The organism is Streptomyces sp. O3, assembly GCF_054788135.1.
Map to the genome: position 1 here is coordinate 95,899 of NZ_JBTVYK010000014.1, position 14,984 is coordinate 110,882.

Annotated in this window: 12 protein-coding genes; 8 read left to right on the forward strand and 4 right to left on the reverse strand. The window is 71.3% G+C overall.

Features of this window, described 5'->3' with window-relative positions; all coding sequences use genetic code 11:
• The first annotated feature begins 142 nt into the window (after positions 1-142).
• A complete protein-coding gene (recQ, locus tag ACX6XY_RS09790; protein ID WP_460328248.1) occupies positions 143-2,116 on the forward strand; it encodes a DNA helicase RecQ in 1,974 nt (657 codons plus the stop codon).
• 109 nt (positions 2,117-2,225) lie between these two features.
• On the opposite strand, the gene fahA is transcribed toward recQ, so the two are convergent.
• Positions 2,226-3,467, reverse strand: coding sequence for a fumarylacetoacetase (gene fahA / locus ACX6XY_RS09795; protein ID WP_460328249.1), 1,242 nt, complete (start codon positions 3,465-3,467; stop codon positions 2,226-2,228).
• A 199-nt stretch (positions 3,468-3,666) separates the two neighbouring features.
• Between fahA and ACX6XY_RS09800 the strand changes: the two genes are divergently transcribed.
• The 5 genes from ACX6XY_RS09800 (at position 3,667) to ACX6XY_RS09820 (ending at position 9,334) form a co-directional block, all read left to right on the forward strand.
• On the forward strand, positions 3,667-4,473 hold the full coding sequence (locus ACX6XY_RS09800) for an HAD family hydrolase (protein WP_460328250.1): 807 nt from the start codon (positions 3,667-3,669) through the stop codon (positions 4,471-4,473).
• Positions 4,474-4,749: 276 nt separating this feature from the next.
• Positions 4,750-5,760 carry a polyprenyl synthetase family protein gene (locus ACX6XY_RS09805; protein ID WP_460328251.1) on the forward strand — a complete coding sequence of 337 codons (1,011 nt, stop codon included), beginning with the start codon at positions 4,750-4,752 and terminating at the stop codon, positions 5,758-5,760.
• Positions 5,761-6,022: 262 nt separating this feature from the next.
• Complete coding sequence (locus tag ACX6XY_RS09810) at positions 6,023-7,309, forward strand: LolA family protein (protein ID WP_460328252.1); 1,287 nt, start codon at positions 6,023-6,025, stop codon at positions 7,307-7,309.
• A gap of 134 nt (positions 7,310-7,443) precedes the next feature.
• Positions 7,444-8,388: an ABC transporter ATP-binding protein gene (locus tag ACX6XY_RS09815; protein WP_460328253.1), complete on the forward strand. Its 945-nt coding sequence runs from the start codon at positions 7,444-7,446 to the stop codon at positions 8,386-8,388.
• Positions 8,375-9,334, forward strand: coding sequence for an ABC transporter permease (locus ACX6XY_RS09820; protein WP_460328254.1), 960 nt, complete (start codon positions 8,375-8,377; stop codon positions 9,332-9,334). The genes ACX6XY_RS09815 and ACX6XY_RS09820 overlap by 14 nt, the downstream gene beginning before the upstream one ends.
• A 20-nt stretch (positions 9,335-9,354) precedes the next feature.
• On the opposite strand, the gene ACX6XY_RS09825 is transcribed toward ACX6XY_RS09820, so the two are convergent.
• Positions 9,355-10,683: a M28 family metallopeptidase gene (locus ACX6XY_RS09825; protein ID WP_460328255.1), complete on the reverse strand. Its 1,329-nt coding sequence runs from the start codon at positions 10,681-10,683 to the stop codon at positions 9,355-9,357.
• Between the two features lie 322 nt (positions 10,684-11,005).
• Between ACX6XY_RS09825 and ACX6XY_RS09830 the strand changes: the two genes are divergently transcribed.
• Positions 11,006-12,376, forward strand: a complete 1,371-nt coding sequence (locus tag ACX6XY_RS09830; RefSeq protein ID WP_460328256.1) for a condensation domain-containing protein — start codon at positions 11,006-11,008, stop codon at positions 12,374-12,376.
• Positions 12,377-12,389: 13 nt separating this feature from the next.
• Here ACX6XY_RS09830 and rarD read toward each other — a convergent pair whose 3' ends face one another.
• Positions 12,390-13,337, reverse strand: coding sequence for an EamA family transporter RarD (gene rarD, locus ACX6XY_RS09835; protein WP_460328267.1), 948 nt, complete (start codon positions 13,335-13,337; stop codon positions 12,390-12,392).
• A gap of 167 nt (positions 13,338-13,504) precedes the next feature.
• On the reverse strand, positions 13,505-14,365 hold the full coding sequence (locus ACX6XY_RS09840; protein ID WP_460328257.1) for an SDR family oxidoreductase: 861 nt from the start codon (positions 14,363-14,365) through the stop codon (positions 13,505-13,507).
• 103 nt (positions 14,366-14,468) lie between these two features.
• Between ACX6XY_RS09840 and ACX6XY_RS09845 the strand changes: the two genes are divergently transcribed.
• Complete coding sequence (locus tag ACX6XY_RS09845) at positions 14,469-14,852, forward strand: winged helix-turn-helix transcriptional regulator (protein WP_460328258.1); 384 nt, start codon at positions 14,469-14,471, stop codon at positions 14,850-14,852.
• Positions 14,853-14,984: the final 132 nt, after the last annotated feature.

Here is a 14,984-nt window from a genome sequence, read left to right on the forward strand (position 1 = left end):
GTGCCCCGCTCGTGAGGGGCGCCGGGCAGCGGGGTTTGCGAGGGGCGTGCGGCGGGGGCCCTGTGGATAACTTTCACGGGGTGTCGGCGGGGGCCCCTATCGTTGCGGTAATGGTCGAGGGACGACAGCTGGGGGACAGGCGATGGGCGGGACCGTGGTGATGAGTGAGGTGACGGAGAGCACGGAGAGCGACGCGCTGCGTACGCTGCACCGAGTCTTCGGCTATGACAGCTTCCGGGGCGAGCAGGAAGCGGTGATCGAGCATCTGGTCGCGGGCGGGGACGCGGTCGTCCTGATGCCGACCGGCGGCGGCAAGTCCCTGTGCTACCAGATCCCGGCGCTGGTCAGACCCGGCACGGGCATCGTGGTCTCACCGCTGATCGCCCTGATGCAGGACCAGGTGGACGCGCTGCGGGCCCTCGGTGTGCGGGCCGGGTTCATCAACTCCACGCAGGACTTCGACGAGCGGCGCATGGTGGAGGCCGAGTTCCTCGCGGGCGAGCTCGACCTGCTGTATCTGGCGCCGGAGCGGCTGCGCCTGGAGTCGACCCTGGATCTGATCTCGCGGGCCGACATCGCGGTCTTCGCGATCGACGAGGCGCACTGTGTGGCGCAGTGGGGCCACGACTTCCGGCCGGACTACCTGGCCCTGTCCCTGCTGGGCGAGCGCTGGCCCGACGTCCCCCGGATCGCGCTGACCGCGACCGCGACCCGGACCACCCACCGGGAGATCACCGAGCGGCTCGGCATGCCGCGCGCCCGGCACTTCGAGGCGAGCTTCGACCGCCCCAACATCCAGTACCGCATCGTGCCGAAGGACGAGCCGAAGAAGCAGCTGCTGCGATTCCTCCGCGACGAGCACGAGGGCGACGCGGGCATCGTCTACTGCCTGTCGCGCAACTCGGTGGAGAAGACGGCCGAGTTCCTCTGCGCCAACGGCGTCGAGGCCGTGCCGTATCACGCGGGTCTGGACGCCGGGACGCGCGCCGCCCACCAGTCCCGGTTCCTCCGCGAGGAGGGCCTCGTGGTCGTCGCCACCATCGCCTTCGGTATGGGCATCGACAAGCCGGACGTCCGGTTCGTCGCCCACCTCGACCTGCCCAAGTCCGTGGAGGGCTACTACCAGGAGACCGGGCGGGCCGGGCGGGACGGCCTGCCGTCCACGGCCTGGATGGCGTACGGCCTGCAAGACGTCGTACAGCAGCGCAAGCTGCTCCTGAGCGGCGAGGGGGACGAGGGGTTCCGCCGCCGTGCCGCGGTCCACCTGGACGCCATGCTGGCCCTGTGCGAGACGGCCCAGTGCCGCCGGGCTCAGCTGCTGGCCTACTTCGGGCAGGCGCCGGGCGCCGAGGCGTGCGGCAACTGCGACACCTGCCTTTTCCCGCCGGAGACCTGGGACGGCACGGTGGCCGCGCAGAAGCTGCTGTCCACGGTGTGGCGGCTGGACCGGGAGCGGCGGCAGAAGTTCGGCGCGGGGCAGATCGTGGACATCCTGCTGGGGCGGAAGACCGCGAAGGTCATCCAGTTCGACCATGATCAACTGTCGGTCTTCGGCATCGGTGAGGAGCTGGCGGAGGCCGAGTGGCGGGGCGTGGTCCGGCAGCTGCTGGCCCAGGGCCTGCTGTCCGTCGAGGGCGAGTACGGCACGCTGGTGCTGACCGAGCAGAGCGGCGAGGTGCTTGGACGGCGGCGCGAGGTACGGCTGCGCAAGGAGCGCAAGAGACCGGCGGTGGCGCGGGCCGCGAAGGCCGAGCGCAAGGCCAAGGCCGTCGTCGACCTGCCCGACGAGGCGGTGCCGCTGTTCGAGGCGCTGCGGGCCTGGCGCGCGGGCCAGGCCAAGGAGCAGGGCGTTCCGGCGTATGTGGTCTTCCATGACGCGACGCTGCGGGAGATCGCCGTGGCCCGGCCGGGTTCGGTCGCGGAACTGGGCACGATCGGCGGGGTCGGCGAGAAGAAGCTGGCGACGTACGGGGAAGGGATCCTCGCGACGGTCGCCGGGCTCTCCGGGCTCGACGGTCCCGGCGGCTTCGGCGAGGTCGACGCGTTCGACGGCGAGGCGGACGCCGTGGGGAGCGCACCGGGCGAGGGGGGGGAAGGGGTGAAGAGGAAAGATTGAGAGAGAGGACTGAGCGGGAGGACTGAGCGGGGGAGAGTGAGCGGGAGGGCTGAGGGGTGAGCGGACGCGCCCCTGGGCGCGCCCGCCCATCGAGGCCGGGGCCGGTGCGTCAGGCGGGTGGTGCGATCCGGCCCGTGACCTCGCCGAGGCCGACCCTGGTGCCGTCCGGGCCCGGAGCCCAGGCTGTCAGGGTGACCTCGTCGCCGTCCTCCAGGAAGGTGCGCTTGCCGTCGGGCAGGTCGAGTACCTCGCGGCCGTTCCAGGTGAGTTCGAGCAGGGAGCCCCGCTGGTCGCGCTCGGGCCCGCTGACCGTGCCGGAGCCGTAGAGGTCGCCGGTGCGCAGGGAGGCGCCGTTGACCGTCATATGGGCGAGCTGCTGGGCGGCCGTCCAGTACATGGTGGCGAACGGCGGCTCGGCGACCGTGTGGCCGTTGATCGCGACGGAGACGCGGAGGTCGTAGCCGCCGGGCTCGCTGGCGGACTCGGTCGTGTCGTCGAGGTAGGGGAGCAGCGGCACATCGCGGGCGGGCGGCGCGGTCCTGGCCGAGTCCAGGGCCTCCAGCGGAGTGATCCACGCGGAGACGGAGGTGGCGAAGGACTTGCCGAGGAACGGGCCGAGCGGCACGTACTCCCAGGCCTGGATGTCCCGTGCCGACCAGTCGTTGAGGAGGGTGAGGCCGAAGACGTGGTCGCGGAACGCGGACAGCTCCACCGGGGCGCCGAGCTCGGACGGCACGCCCACCACGAAGCCGACCTCGGCCTCGATGTCCAGCTTGACGGACGGGCCGAAGACCGGAGCCGGGTCAGCGGGGGCCTTGCGCTGGCCCGAGGGGCGCACCACGTCCGTGCCCGACACCACGACCGTGCCGGATCGGCCGTGGTAACCGATAGGCAGGTGTTTCCAGTTGGGCGTGAGTGAGTCCTCGGCGTCGGGGCGGAAGATCTGGCCGACGTTCCGCGCGTGGTTCTCGCTGGCGTAGAAGTCGACGTAGTCGGCTACCTCGAAGGGGAGGTGCAGGGTGACATCCGACAGGTGATGGAACAGCGGCCGCACCGTGTCCCGGTGGGCCGGGACGGTCACCCAGGCGGTGAGCGCCCGCCGCACGTCGCTCCAGGTCTGCCGTCCCGCGGCGAGCAGCGGGTTCAGCGTGGGCCGCGCGAGCAGGGACGCGTACGGCGAGCCCAGGGCGTGCGCGGCGGCGCCGGCGTCCAGGACGTACGAGCCGAGGCGTACGCCGACCCTGCGGTGGGCCTCGGCGCCCTCGGCCGGGAGGGAGAACACGCCATAGGGCAGGTTGTGCGGACCGAAGGGGTCGCCCTCGGGGAGATCGAGCGGGGTCTGCTCGGGCATCGGTACGCTGCCTCGCTTTCCGTCTTGTGGTTGCCCACACGTTACGTCGGAGCGGTGCCGGACGGCAGGGGGGAAAGAGTGCGGGATGTCCGGAAAAGCCGTGCTGGCCGGTGCGTCGCCGGTCCGCCCGCGGCCGCCTCGTACGGTGGCCAACGCCGTCTTCCCGGCCCTTCGTTGGGGTCTCCGTATCCTGGTGGACATGGCCACCCCAGCTGCGTACTCGTTGATCGCCACGGACTTGGACGGGACGCTGCTGCGGCACGGCGACGTCGTGTCGGCGCGCTCCCGAGCCGCGCTCGCCAGGGCCGCGGCGGCGGGCGCGCAGCACATCGTGGTCACCGGGCGCCCCGTGCCCCAGGTGCGGCATCTGCTGGTGGAGCTGGACTACCGGGGTCTCGCGGTCTGCGGCCAGGGCGCGCAGGTCTACGACGCCGGGGCGGACGCCATGGTCAGCTCTACGACCCTGGATCTCGAACTGGCCGAGACCGCGCTCGGCAAGATCGAGGCCGAGGTCGGTGAGGTGTTCGCGGCGGTCAACCAGGACGGGCGGGACGGCCTGACGCTGATGGAGCCGGGCTATGAGCTGCCGCACCCGACGCTCCCCGCGGTGCGCGTGGGCGGCCGGGCGGAGCTGTGGTCCGAGCCGATCAACAAGGTGCTGCTGCGCCACGCGTCCCTGACCGACGACGCGCTGGCCGCCGTCGCGCGCGGCGCCGCGCACGGTCTGGTCACAGTGACGATGGCGGGCCCCGGAACCGTGGAGCTCCAGCCGCTCGGCGTGGACAAGGCGGCTGGGCTCGCGCTCGCCGCCCGGAGCCTGGGGGAGCCCGCAGCGGCGGCCATCGCGTTCGGCGACATGCCCAACGATGTGCCGATGTTCCGCTGGGCGGCGTACGGCGTGGCCATGGCCAATGCCCATGAGGAGCTCAAGGCGGTCGCGGACGAGATCACCCTGTCGAACGAGCGTGAGGGCGTCGCCGTCGTCCTGGAAAGACTCTTCGCCTGACACACCCCGCGACCGGCCCCCATAAGTCCGGCCCCCATAAGTCCGGCCCCCATAAGTCCGGCCCCATAATCCGACCCCATAAGTCGGGTATCTCCGCGGTCGCCGTATGCTGCCTCGCCCGGTCGGGCAGGTGCTCGCCGTGATCGAAAGTCGACCGGATACGCTGACATGAGTGACGACGGCAGCGACACATCGACAAACCGGGTCCCCGGACGGATGACCCGGCGTTGTGCCCGCCACCGTCGCTCGTGACCGCCAGCAGACAGGAGACCCCTCGTGACCGTCGTCGGGCCGTTCGGGCTTAGCGTGCGGGACCAGGCTCTCGAGGCCGATGTCCAGGCCGGATTGGCGGCTGTCGAGGAGGGCCTGCTCGCGGCCACCAAGAGCGAGGTCCCGTTCATCACCGAGGCCGCGCAGCATCTCGTCCGGGCGGGCGGCAAGCGGCTCAGGCCGCTGCTCGTGATGCTCGCCGCGCAGTTCGGCGACCCGCACGCGCCGGGTGTGGTGCCCGCCGCCGTGGTCGTCGAGCTCACCCACCTCGCGACGCTGTACCACGACGACGTGATGGACGAGGCCGACGTGCGCCGCGGCGTGGAGAGCGCCAACAGTCGCTGGGACAACTCGGTCGCGGTGCTGACCGGCGACTTCCTCTTCGCGCGCGCCTCGCACACCCTGGCCGACCTGGGCCCGGAGGCCGTACGCATCCAGTCGGAGGCCTTCGAGCGGCTGGTCACCGGCCAGATCCTGGAGACCGCGGGCCCGCGCGACGGCCGCGACCCGATCGAGCACTACCTCGATGTGCTCGGCGGCAAGACCGGCTCGCTGATCGCGGTCGCCGGGCGCTTCGGCGCGATGATGTCCGGCGCCGACGAGACGGTCGTGGACGTGCTCACCCAGTACGGCGAGCGGCTCGGCGTCGCCTTCCAGCTCGCCGACGACGTACTGGACATCGCCAGCGACAGCCACGAGTCGGGCAAGACGCCCGGCACCGACCTGCGTGAGGGCATCGCCACGCTGCCGGTGCTGCACGTACGGGCCCAGGCCGCCGCGCACGGCAGGCCCGAGGACCTGGCCCTGTGCGAGCTGCTGGCCGGTGACCTGAACGACGACGCCCGGCTGGCCAAGGCCCTGGCCGGGCTGCGGGGCCACCCGGCACTCGCCCAGGCCAGGCGGGACAGCGTGCGGTACGCCGAGGAGGCGCGGGCCATGCTGGCGCCGCTGCCCGAGTGCGGCGCGAAGGCGGCGCTCGCCGAGCTCTGCGACGCGGTGGTGCACCGCGCGGGCTGACCCCGTGCGAGAACTGACGGCTCTGCGAGAACTGACGGCTCTGCGAGAACTGACGGCCGTGCGAGAGCTGACGGCCGTGCGACTTCCGGTGGCGCTTCCCCCTACGGGTCGGGGGAAGCGCCGCCGTCGTACGTCATCCCTCAGCAGTACGTGGAGTTGATCCCGCGGTCTGACGCTTTCAGGCGGCCGATTTGGTCGGATAGGGATATCAGACAGCGACCGGATGAAAACACCAGCCGCCGACCACGGAGGTAGTGCACAGATGGCACCCAACGGACCGGATCAGCGTCCTCTGGGCGACGACGTGACCGACGACATGACCGACGACCTCAGGACGGGCCGCCGCAAGGCGGCGCGGTACATCGTCCCCGTCGCGGTGGCGGGCGTCGCGGCGGCGACCATCGGGCTGGTTCCGGCGCTCGCCAGCAGCGGCGACCCCGACCTGCCGAAGATCACCGCGCAGGAACTCATCGAGAAGATCGCCGCGTCGGACACGGAGCAGCTCTCCGGCAGCATCAAGATCAGTACGGATCTGGGCATTCCGGGTCTCGGCGGCGCCGCCTCGTCCCTCCTGGGCGAGGCCGGGGAGTCCCCGGAGGGCGGTGCGTCGGTCGCCCCCCAGGACAAGCTGCTGGAGCTGGCGTCCGGCACCCACACGCTGCGCGTCGCGGCGGACGGCCCCGACAAGCAGAAGCTCTCCATCCTGGACGACGCCGCGGAGTACAGCGTCATCCGCAACGGCGACGACGTCTGGGCCTACGACAGCGCGTCGAACGAGGCCTACCACGCCACGACGGAGGACGGCGGGAAGCACCCCCGAGGGAAGGGCGAGGACGGGGACGGGGACGGGGGACTGCCGGAGTCCGCGCCCGCCACTCCGAAGGAGTTCGCCGAGCAGGCGCTCAAGGCGGCCGACGACACGACCTCCGTGTCGGTCGACGGCACCGCGAAGGTCGCGGGCCGCGACGCCTACCAGCTGCTCATCGAGCCCAAGGAGTCCGACGGGGTCAGGTCGACCATCGGCGCGATCCGGATCGCCGTGGACGCGGACAACGGCGTACCGCTGAAGTTCACGCTCACCCCGAGCGGCGGCGGCAAGGCCGCGATCGACGCGGGCTTCACCAAGGTCGACTTCTCCGCGCCCAAGGCGTCCACCTTCGACTTCAAGCCCGCCAAGGGCATGAAGGTCACCGAGGCGGACGAGCTCGACGAGCGGGCCCCCGGCGGCGGCGAGGACTCCGAGGGCCCGGAGGGCTTCGACGGCCTGGAGGACCTCGGCGGGCTGAACGTCATCGGCGAGGGCTGGAGCTCCATCGCCGCCTTCGACCTGCCGGGCGGCCAGGGCTTCGCCGTCCCCGAGAACGGCGACGTCCCGCCGGAGGCGGAGCAGTTCCTCGACGCGCTCGGGGACAAGGTGACCGGCAAGTTCGGCTCCGGCACGGTCTTCTCCACCCGCCTGGTCAACGCCCTGATCACGGACGACGGCAAGGTCTACGTGGGCGCGGTCGACAAGGCCTCGCTGGTCAAGGCGGCGAACGAGGCGAAGTAGCCGCACACAGAAAAGTAGCCACACACAGGACAGGACAGGGCAGGGCAGGGCAGGGCGCGGCGGGTACGGGGTGCGACGGATCGCCCCGTACCCGCCGCGCCGGTACGCGACACGACAGGGGGAGCCGGGGAGCCATGACCGACGACGGGTTCGTGATCCAGACGCGGGCGCTGAGCAAACGCTACGGCGCTCAGGTCGCCGTGGACCGGCTGGACCTGGTCGTTCCGTCCGGCAGCGTCTTCGGGTTCCTCGGTCCGAACGGCTCCGGGAAGACCACGACGATCCGGATGCTGATGGGCCTGATCGAGCCGACCTCGGGCGCGGCGCACGTCCTGGGCCACCGCATGCCCCGCGCGGCGCGCACCGTGCTTCCGCAGGTCGGCGCGCTGATCGAGGGCCCCGCGCTGTACGGGTTCCTGTCCGGCCGGGACAACCTTCTGCGGTACGACGCCGCCGACCCCACCGCCGATCCACGCACCCGCCGCACCCGCGTCGCGGCCGCCCTCGACCGGGTGGGCCTGACCTCCGCCGCGGCCAAGAAGGCCAAGGCGTACTCGCTCGGCATGAAGCAGCGGCTCGGCCTGGCCGCGGCGCTGCTCCAGCCGCGCCGTCTCCTCGTACTCGACGAGCCGACCAACGGCCTCGACCCGCAGGGCATGCGGGAGATCCGCACCCTCGTACGGGAGCTGGCGGACGACGGCGCGACCGTCTTCCTGTCCTCGCATCTGCTGGACGAGATCGAGCAGGTCTGCTCGCATGTCGCGGTGATGGCCAGGGGCCGCCTGATCACTCAGGGCACGGTCGCGGAGCTCGCCGCGACCACCCGCGGACGGCTGGCGGTGACCACCCCCGACCCGTCCGACGCGGCTCGGGTACTCAAGGAGCACGGCGTGACCGATCTGACCGTCACCGGCGACCGCGTCACCGGCGATCCGCCCGTACCCGCGACCGACCTCGCGGACCTCAACGCGGCGCTGGTCCGTGCGGAGGTCCGGGTGCGCGGCTTCGCCCTGGAACGGGCCTCGCTGGAGGACGCCTTCGTGGACCTGACCGGGGAGGGCTTCGATGTCGCGGGCTGAACACGCCACCACGACCCCCGGCCCCGGCCGCAGCCCCGGTCCCGGCCCCGGTCCCGGCCCGCGTCGTCGGCTCTGGACCCTCGGGCTCCTCCGGTCCGAGCTCGGCACCGTGCTCCGCCGCTGGCGGACCCTCGCACTGCTCGGCGTACTCGCGGTCCTGCCCGTACTCATCGGGATCGCCGTGAAGATCGAGACGAGCGACGGCGGTTCGGTCGGCCCGGACGGCGGCGGTGGCGGTGGCGGAGGCGGAGGTGGCGGAGGTGGTGGCGGCGAAGGACCGGCGTTTTTCAGCCAGATCACCAACAACGGCCTGTTCCTGGTCTTCGCCGCACTCGCGGCGACCCTCCCCTTCTTCCTCCCGATGGCCGTCGGCGTCATCGCGGGCGACGGCATCGCGGGCGAGGCGAGCGCCGGAACCCTCCGCTATCTCCTGGTCGCACCGGCGGGCCGCACTCGGCTGCTGCTCGCCAAGTACGCCACCACGCTGACCTTCTGTGTGATCGCGACGGTCACTGTGGCGGCGTCCGCGCTCGCCACCGGCGCGCTGCTCTTCCCGCTGGGCGATCTCACCACGATCTCCGGCACTCGGATCAGCCTCGCCGAAGGGCTGCTGCGCGCGCTGCTGATCGCCCTGGTCGTGGCGGCCTCACTGGTCGGCTTCGCGGCGCTCGGCCTGTTCGTCTCGACGCTGACGAACAGCGGCATCGCGGCCATGGCGACCACCGTGGGGCTGCTGATCACCGTGCAGATCGTCGGCTCGATCCCGCAGCTCGACGCCGTACACCCCTATCTCTTCTCCCAGCACTGGCTGTCCTTCGCCGATCTGCTGCGGGATCCGGTCCACTTCGACGACCTGATCGCCAACCTGCGGTTGCAGGGCCTGTACGCGGCGGTGTTCGGGGCCGCGGCCTGGGCGCGCTTCACGACGAAGGACATCACCGCCTGAGTGCGGTCGCGCGGCCGGAATCAGAAGGTGAGCCGCCAGCTGTCGATATAGCCGGTGTCCCAGCGGGCCACGTCCTGGACCCGCAGTCGCCAGGTGCCGTTGGCCGCCTCGCTCGACGCGTCCACGGTGTACGTCGTGATGACGTCGTCCGCCGAGTCGCCGCCGCTGGCGTTCTTCAGCCGGTACGCGGTCCCGTCCGGCGCGAGCAGGTCGATGACCAGGTCACCGCGCCAGGTGTGCTTGATGTCCACGCCGACCCGGAGCGCGGCGGGCGCGTTGCCGGTGCGGCCGGAGACCGAGACGGGCGAGGTCACCGCCGACCCGTAGTCCGGGATGGAGACGTCGTCGGTGTTCTCGTACACGTCACCCGGCGGGGGCGGCTCCTCGGTGCCGAGCGTCCAGACCGCGTGCGCGAGCGCGTCGCTGTTGCGGTCGAGCGCGGTGTCATGGATGTTCGACGTGGTGTCGCACGATGAGTGGTAGCAGCGGTCGAAGGCCTGTCCGGCCGTGCCGCCCCACTTCCGGGCCTGGGCGCTCGTCTTCGTACGGCCGGCCCCGGTGAAGAGTCCGCCGACGGGTATCCCGGCGTTCTTGAACGACGCGTGGTCCGAGCGGCCGTCGCCCTCGGTCTCGATCTCGGTCGGCACGCCGATCCCGGTGAAGTAGTCCTGGAAGGTCTTCTCCAGCACCGGGTCGTCGTCGTACACGAAGTAGCCGGGGTTCGGGGAACCGACCATGTCGAGGTTCAGATAGCCGGAGATCCTGGCGCGCTCGCCGCTCGACAGGCCGCCGACGTAGTACCGGGACCCGACCAGGCCCAGCTCCTCGGCGCCCCACCAGGCGAACCGCAGCTTCTTGGTGGGCTCCAGCTGGGCGCGGGACACGGCGAGCGCGGTCTCCAGCACGGCGGCCGAGCCCGAGCCGTTGTCGTTGATGCCCGCCCCGGACGACACCGAGTCGAGGTGCGCCCCGGCCATCAGGACGTCGTCCGGATCGCCGCCGGGCCACTCGGCTATCAGGTTGTAGCCGGTCGAGCCGCTGGTCGTGAACGACTGGACGGTGGTGGTGTACCCGGCCGCGTCCAGCTTGCCCTGCACATAGTCGAGCGAGGCCCGGTAACCGGACCGGCCGTGGGCCCGGTTGCCGCCGTTGGCGGAGGCGATCGACTGGAACTGGGACAGGTGGGCCTTGACGTTGGCCAGGGGTATGTCGGGCGCGTCGGCGGCCGCGGCAGCCGATGCGGCGGGCGACGCGGCGGACGCGGTGGCGGCCGGGACCGCGCTGGCGAGCAGACCGGCGACGGCGAGCGCTATGCCCGCGGCGGCCCGTCTGGAGGTGGACGGTCTCATGTGTGGGGGCTCCCAGATTCCGTACGGGGACAGAGACGGAACGTGCAGGACACCCCGAGGCGGGACCGCCACGGGGTGCTGGAGCAAGGTGCTGGACGTGCTGTGCGTGGTGCTGTGCGTGATGAATGTTGTGCGAATTCAATGTTCAGTCAAGAGCAAGAATCGGTCACCGGCGTTCACTTACCGGACGCTTTCGGTCAGGCCGGGCGGGACGCGTTCCGCTACGGGTCCGCTACGGGTCCGCTAGGGGTCCGCTGCGGGTCCACTACGGATCCGGGCTCAGTTTCCTTTGGGGCTCTGGGTCGTTGGTCCGGTTGTGCGAATGACTGACATTCAGCGTTGTGAGATCAGGCCCGGACGGCTCGTGGAGTGGACGCTGCATCCGACGGCCGTCGCCGCGGCGAGCGGGCTGCCGGACGACTCACGCCCTCCCGCCTACGTACAGGAGTCGCATGTCCGCACCGCGCGCTCGGTGCGCGAAGGCGGGCTGTTCGTACCGACCTGGCTCGGTACGGCGTTCGATATGCGGGGGCGGGTCGATCTCGACGTCCTCCAGGGCGCGTTGCGCTCCTGGACGCTCCGCCATGAGACGCTGCGCAGCGGCTTCCGCTGGCTCGGCGACGACATGCGGCGCTTCACGCTGGACGCCGACGCCGTGGTGCTGCGGCGCGAGGACGTCGGTGACTTCTCGGACGAGGCGCGGCTGATCCAGCACTTGCAGGATCGTTTCGATGCGGCGGCCAACGCGCTCACCTGGCCTAACTTCATCTACACCGCGGTGGCCAGGGAAGACGGCGCCAGCGTCTATATGGCGTTCGACCACAGCAACGTCGACGCGTACTCGATCCAGCGCATCCCGGCCGAGATCCACGCGCTGTACGAGGCCGGGCTCGAAGGCCGCGCCGTGGAGACCGCGCCGGTCGCGAGCTACGTCGACTTCTGCGCGATCGAGCGCAAGGACGCCGACGAGATCGACGGTACGCACGCGACCGTCGCCCGGTGGCGGGAGTTCATCGCCCGGTGCGACGGCAAGCTGCCCGGCTTCCCGGTCGATCTCGGCCTCGACCCCGAAGGGCCGCTGCCCACACAGAAGTTCATGCGCGAGATGCTCGTGGACGACGCGGACGCGGCGGCCTTCGAGGAGTACTGCCGCCCGTACGGGGGCAGCCTGGTCGGCATCCTCGCGGCGACGGCCCTCCTCGCCCGCGAGATCGGCGGCCACGAGGTGTACCGCACGGTCGTGCCGTTCCACACCAGGGTGAAGTCCCGCTGGTCGGACTCGGTGGGCTGGTACGTGGGCGGCGCGCCGATCGAGATCCCGGTGGCACGCGCCCCGGACTTCGACAGCGCGCTGGCGATGGTCCGCGCGGCCCTGCGGGAGAGCCGCCCGCTGTCCAGGATGCCCATCGCCCGCGTGCTGCACCTCCTGGGCTCGGACTTCCACCCGACGTCTCCCGACCTGTACTCGATCGTCTCGTTCGTCGACGCGCGCGGTATCGAGGGCTCCGAGCGATGGCGGGACCTGAAGGCGTACGGGCTGATCAGAGTCTCGTACGGCGACCAGGTGTGCGCGTGGACCACCCGGCTCCACGAGGGGCTGCAGTGGGCCTGTCGCTATCCGGACACGGACACCGCGTACAAGAACATGCGGCGGTACGCCGAGGGGCTGCGGGACCTCGTCGTACGGCGCTGACCGCGGGTGCGGGTCACCGGTGGTGCGTCGCCGGGGCCTGCGCTGCTGCGGGCTGCGCGTCCGCGGTGTCGTGCGCATCCGTGCCCGCCTTCGCCGCCGTCGCACGCGCGGCCGCGGCCGCGGCCCGGACCCGGTTCCGCCGGGCCGTGCGCAGCGCGTCCCAGGTGAGGAGCGAGAGCGCCAGCCAGACCAGGGCGAAACCGGCCCAGCGCTCGGGCGGCATGGCCTCGTGGAAGTACAGGACGCCCAGGAGGAACTGGAAGACCGGGGTCATGTACTGCAACAGCCCGATCGTGGACAGCGGGATACGGATCGCGGCCGCACCGAAGCAGATCAGCGGGACCGCGGTGACCACACCGGCCGCCGCGAGCAGAGCGGCGTGCCCCGCGCCCTCCGTGCCGAAGGTGGCGTCTCCCCGTGCGCCGAGCCAGAGCAGGAAGGCGAAGGCGGGCAGGAACTGGATCGCGGTCTCGGCGGCGAGGGACTCCAGGCCGCCGATGTTCACCTTCTTCTTGGCGAAGCCGTAGACGGCGAAGGAGAAGGCCAGGGCGAGGGAGATCCACGGCGGGCGGCCGTACCCGACGGTCAGGACCACCACGGCCGCGAAGCCGGTCGCGACCGCCGCCCACTGCGCCGGGCGCAGCCGCTCCTTCAGGAGCAGGACGCCGAGTGCGATGGTGACCAGCGGGTTGATGAAGTAGCCGAGCGAGGCCTCGACGACATGGCCGGTGTTGACCGCCCAGATGTACAGGCCCCAGTTGACGGTGATGACCGTCGCGGCCACGGTGATCAGGCCCAGCCTGCGCGGCTGCCGGAGCAGCTCACGGGCCCAGCCCCAGCGGCGCATCACCAGCAGGATCAGGCCGACCAGAGCCAGCGACCACACCATCCGGTGGGCGAGGATCTCGATGGCTCCGGAGGGTTTCAGCAGGGGCCAGAAGAGAGGGACCAGGCCCCACATTCCGTAGGCGCCGACGCCGTACAGCAAACCGGCTCGCTGCTCCTTGGCAGACGTCAACGGACCCTCCCTGCGTCATTCCTTCGTGAACCATGAAACGTGAAGCTTGAAGCACGAAGGTAGCGCCGGGAGGGGCCGAGTGTCATGTCCGATACCCGGTTTCGGACCTGTCAGTTCTCCAGGGCGGCGGTGATCGCCGCCGCGACCGGCGTCGTCGGGCGTCCGATGAGCCGCGCCAGCTCGCCGCTGGTCCCGGCGAGCCGCCCGCGCGCGACGGCGGCGTCCACGTCCACCAGGATCTCGGCCATCGGCTCGGGCACTCCGGCGCCGGTCAGGACGGTCAGGTGCTGCTCGGCGGGGACGTTCGCGTAGCCGATCTCCTCGCCGGTCTGCCGCGCGACCTCGGCGGCGTACTCGGCGAAGCTCCAGGCCACGTCGCCGCTCAGCTCGTACGCGGCGTTCTCGTGGCCTTCTCCGGTCAGTACGGCGACGGCGGCGGCCGCGTAGTCGGCGCGCGCGGCGGAGGCCACCCGGCCCTCGCCCGCACTCGCCACCACCGCGCCGTGCTCCAGGACCGGGGCGAGGTTCGCGGTGTAGTTCTCGTGGTACCAGCCGTTGCGCAGGAAGACGTACGGCAGCCCGGAGTCGAGGATCGCCCGCTCGGTGACCTTGTGCTCGGCGGCCAGCTGGAAGTCGGCAGCGGGGCCGCCCAGGATGCCGGTGTACGCGAGCAGCTCGACGCCCGCCGCGCGCGCCGCGTCGATCACGGCCTGGTGCTGCGGCACCCGCTGTCCGACCTCGCTGCCGGAGATCAGCAGCACCCGGTCGCCCGCTCCGAAGACCCCGGCCAGGGTCTCGGGCGCGGAGTAGTCGGCGACCCGCACCTGGACGCCGCGCGCGGCGAGGTCCGCGGCCTTCTCCTTGCTGCGTACGACGACGGCGATCTGGTCGGCCGGGACGTTCGCGTCGTCGAGCAGGCCGTTGACGACGAGACGGCCGAGCTGTCCGGTGGCGCCGGTGACAACGATCATGAGGGCTCCTCGGGGTCGTGGAGAGTCTTGTTCTCGGGGATGACCCAACCGTAAGCTGGCCACTAACCAGAAGGAAGTACCCACTTTGGAGTAAGGTACTGGCATGGAAGTTAGCTGGCAGCCGGGAATGAAGGCGGACGTCACCGACCCGATGTGTCCGTCACGAGGAGTCCTGGAGCACGTCACCAGCCGCTGGGGGGTGCTGATCCTGCTCGCGCTGCGGGAGCGCGCGTACCGGTTCAGCGAGCTGCGCCGTGCCGTCGGCGGCGTCAGCGAGAAGATGCTGGCCCAGACGCTGCAGACGCTGGAGCGCGACGGCTTTGTGCACCGGGACGCCAAGCCGGTGATCCCGCCGCGCGTCGACTACTCGCTGACCGACCTCGGCCAGGAGGCGGCCCGGCACGTCCGGGCGCTGGCCCTGTGGACGGCGGAGCGCACGGAGACGGTGCTGGACGCCCGCAGCGCGTACGACGAAGCCCGGTCCTGAGCACTGCCAGGACCGGGCCGCGTACGGGGGCGGGGGAGGGCGGAGGTCAGCCGACGACCGTCCAGGTGTCGCCTCCGGCGAGGAGGGCGGCGAGGTCGCCCTTGCCGTTCTGTTCGATCGCGGCGTCCAGTT

Coding starts and splice junctions, on each gene's coding strand:
- ACX6XY_RS09830 (WP_460328256.1), top strand. CDS start 11,006: ATGACTGACATTCAGCGTTGTGAGATCAGGCCCGGACGGCTCGTGGAG.
- fahA (WP_460328249.1), bottom strand. CDS start 3,467: ATGCCCGAGCAGACCCCGCTCGATCTCCCCGAGGGCGACCCCTTCGGT.
- ACX6XY_RS09800 (WP_460328250.1), top strand. CDS start 3,667: ATGGCCACCCCAGCTGCGTACTCGTTGATCGCCACGGACTTGGACGGG.
- ACX6XY_RS09840 (WP_460328257.1), bottom strand. CDS start 14,365: ATGATCGTTGTCACCGGCGCCACCGGACAGCTCGGCCGTCTCGTCGTC.
- ACX6XY_RS09820 (WP_460328254.1), top strand. CDS start 8,375: ATGTCGCGGGCTGAACACGCCACCACGACCCCCGGCCCCGGCCGCAGC.
- ACX6XY_RS09815 (WP_460328253.1), top strand. CDS start 7,444: ATGACCGACGACGGGTTCGTGATCCAGACGCGGGCGCTGAGCAAACGC.
- ACX6XY_RS09845 (WP_460328258.1), top strand. CDS start 14,469: ATGGAAGTTAGCTGGCAGCCGGGAATGAAGGCGGACGTCACCGACCCG.
- rarD (WP_460328267.1), bottom strand. CDS start 13,337: ATGTGGGGCCTGGTCCCTCTCTTCTGGCCCCTGCTGAAACCCTCCGGA.
- ACX6XY_RS09810 (WP_460328252.1), top strand. CDS start 6,023: ATGGCACCCAACGGACCGGATCAGCGTCCTCTGGGCGACGACGTGACC.
- recQ (WP_460328248.1), top strand. CDS start 143: ATGGGCGGGACCGTGGTGATGAGTGAGGTGACGGAGAGCACGGAGAGC.
- ACX6XY_RS09825 (WP_460328255.1), bottom strand. CDS start 10,683: ATGAGACCGTCCACCTCCAGACGGGCCGCCGCGGGCATAGCGCTCGCC.